This is a genomic window from Acinetobacter sp. ABJ_C5_2 (assembly GCF_044538485.1).
GTDB classification, from domain to species: domain Bacteria; phylum Pseudomonadota; class Gammaproteobacteria; order Pseudomonadales; family Moraxellaceae; genus Acinetobacter; species Acinetobacter nosocomialis_A.
Map to the genome: position 1 here is coordinate 1 of NZ_JBIUCS010000069.1, position 2161 is coordinate 2161.

The window sequence follows — 2161 nt, forward strand, 5'->3', positions numbered from 1 at the left end:
CTATAGTAGTTATTTCTTGAGAAAAAATTCTAAGCTTTGATATAGTTGATTTAAATGCGTAATCTTGTTCTACGAAATAAGTTTCTAATGATACATCCTTTTTAGCATCACAGATAAAAAGAGCTGAATAAAATATTTCTAACCTTTTTTTGTCTAATTCATCTATTTTATCATTAAAGTTTTTGAGCATTTCTTTAGTCGGATTAATAGGAGGATATGTATCAATCATAGCGCACATTAATTGATATAACTCATCCGTCTTAGTGCTCATTACATTTAATAAAGCAATTGAGTTCTTAGCCTCTGTTGCAATCACTTCTTTTTCTTTTTGCTTATGCCAAATTAAGTAAACAATTAACGCAAGAATAAAAGGTGTTAGTACCTTAAAAATCTCTAAAGCAATTTTTAAATAAGAATCCAAATCTCAAGAGCTCCATAGTTCTCCTTGTTATTTAAATTATATCAGATTGATATTTTAGGATAATAAAAAGCCCACTATTAGGGAGCTCTTAAGTTAAAAATTGATATCGATGTTATCGAAAACAGATGATGCAAAATCAGCTATATCTTTCCCGATTTCTACAATTAAGTCTGTTACTTCAACTAGATCCGGATTCACAGAATTAAGCACCGAGTTTTCTTGCTTTTGCTCGTTCTCGGTATCTAATTGCTCAACATTATTAATCGGTTCAATTTGATTTTGCATTAAGCTAATTATTCCTCAAAAGTCTGAAATTGCGGAGGAGCAAATAATGCCGTCTTATCCTTTGTGCAAATTCTTTCAATTCTCAAACCAAAATCTGTAGCCGCTTTTTGTTTTTCATCTTCAGTTGTATATAGAGGTGTTTCATAAGCCAAACCACTTACATGACCAAAAAAGTGATTGATATAGTAATTCGTTATTACATTTTCCTTATCTTGATCTAATGGAATAAGTAGCTTTTCAAGCAAATCAAAAGGCTTTATACCAGACTGTCTTTCTAACATGATTTGATATGCTGCACTATTGAGCTTTTCACAGACCGTTGATTCTTTTTCTTCAGCATGCAATAGACTTCCAAGTGACATTAAAATTACAATAAGTATTAGTCTCACGTATCTATCCCCATATATACAAAACAATATTACAATATCAGCTATAGGGATCTCTAATAATTTTTAAAAACTTAACCGTAGCAGGCTACTTTGTTAAAGAAGCATTGGACGAACAGGAAGGTGAATGCTAATCTCTTTTTTCATAAATTTAATCCAATAAAAAAGCCACTGCAAGGGTGACTATTTTTTACATTTAGAGATTATCAACAATTGTAATTAAAAATATTAATAACTCATTATATTTTATAAGCTTTCAATTGATATAATAAAATTTTTTAAAATTTCTTCTTTCTCTACTAAACTTGAATCTTTCAAATCTTCTATATAAGTTTTAAATGTTTCACTTAACTTAGGATTAATCTCTAAGTCATTTAATACTTGAAGTTTAGTAATTAGATCAAATATAACTATTGCCGTAGCATACATTGAAAATGCTAAACTATTATTACTATTAAACAATTCTTTTAAGTATGAATTATTCTTCATGTATTTCCAAATATCTTCGTTTGGATCATCAGGTACTTTAGAACGTATGTATGCAAAAGCAATAACAAATCCCATTTTAAATATATTCATCTCATTACGAGAAAATATCCTTTCAATTAAATTTGAATTAACACCTGAATCTTGAATATTATTTAATATTTTCTTTTCGTAATCCCCACCATCAATCAACTGTTTTATAATTCCATTATTAGATTCGATTTTATTTTTAGTCTCTGAAAAATGATCAAAAACTTCTGCCTTGAAATCAGTGATATCATTCTTTAGATTTTGAATATTATCTAATGCTTCAGCTTGTATCTGTAACTTATCTTTAATTTTTACCAGAGAATCAAGTTGAGTTGCAAAAGTTGCACTAGAATTTTTTTGTTGCTGTGATTCCACATAAGTATAGCCTATTGCAAGTACAGCCAAAATTATTGAAATTAAAGTTCCTGCAAAAGATACATATCCTAATGCACTACTATTTCCTGCAAATTGAAAAGAAACCCAAAAAATAAATGCCTCAATAATAAGCATGATTATAATAGAAAGTATCCACTCTCTAGGTGTAAATTTAGAT

At 28.7% G+C, this 2161-nt stretch carries 2 protein-coding genes and 2 pseudogenes; all 4 read right to left on the reverse strand.

Translation table 11 applies throughout. The annotated features are described in order from the left end of the window. Window positions 1-421: pseudogene (locus ACH8JV_RS19275) on the reverse strand (hypothetical protein); the annotation flags it as partial. Window positions 422-514: 93 nt separating this feature from the next. Further along, a complete protein-coding gene (locus ACH8JV_RS19280; protein ID WP_396523246.1) occupies window positions 515-706 on the reverse strand; it encodes a hypothetical protein in 192 nt (63 codons plus the stop codon). An 8-nt stretch (window positions 707-714) separates the two neighbouring features. Then, window positions 715-1068: a hypothetical protein gene (locus ACH8JV_RS19285; protein WP_396523248.1), complete on the reverse strand. Its 354-nt coding sequence runs from the start codon at window positions 1066-1068 to the stop codon at window positions 715-717. A gap of 270 nt (window positions 1069-1338) precedes the next feature. Further along, window positions 1339-2161: pseudogene (locus ACH8JV_RS19290) on the reverse strand (hypothetical protein); the annotation flags it as partial.

Coding starts and splice junctions, on each gene's coding strand:
- ACH8JV_RS19280 (WP_396523246.1), bottom strand. CDS start 706: ATGCAAAATCAAATTGAACCGATTAATAATGTTGAGCAATTAGATACC.
- ACH8JV_RS19285 (WP_396523248.1), bottom strand. CDS start 1,068: ATGTCACTTGGAAGTCTATTGCATGCTGAAGAAAAAGAATCAACGGTC.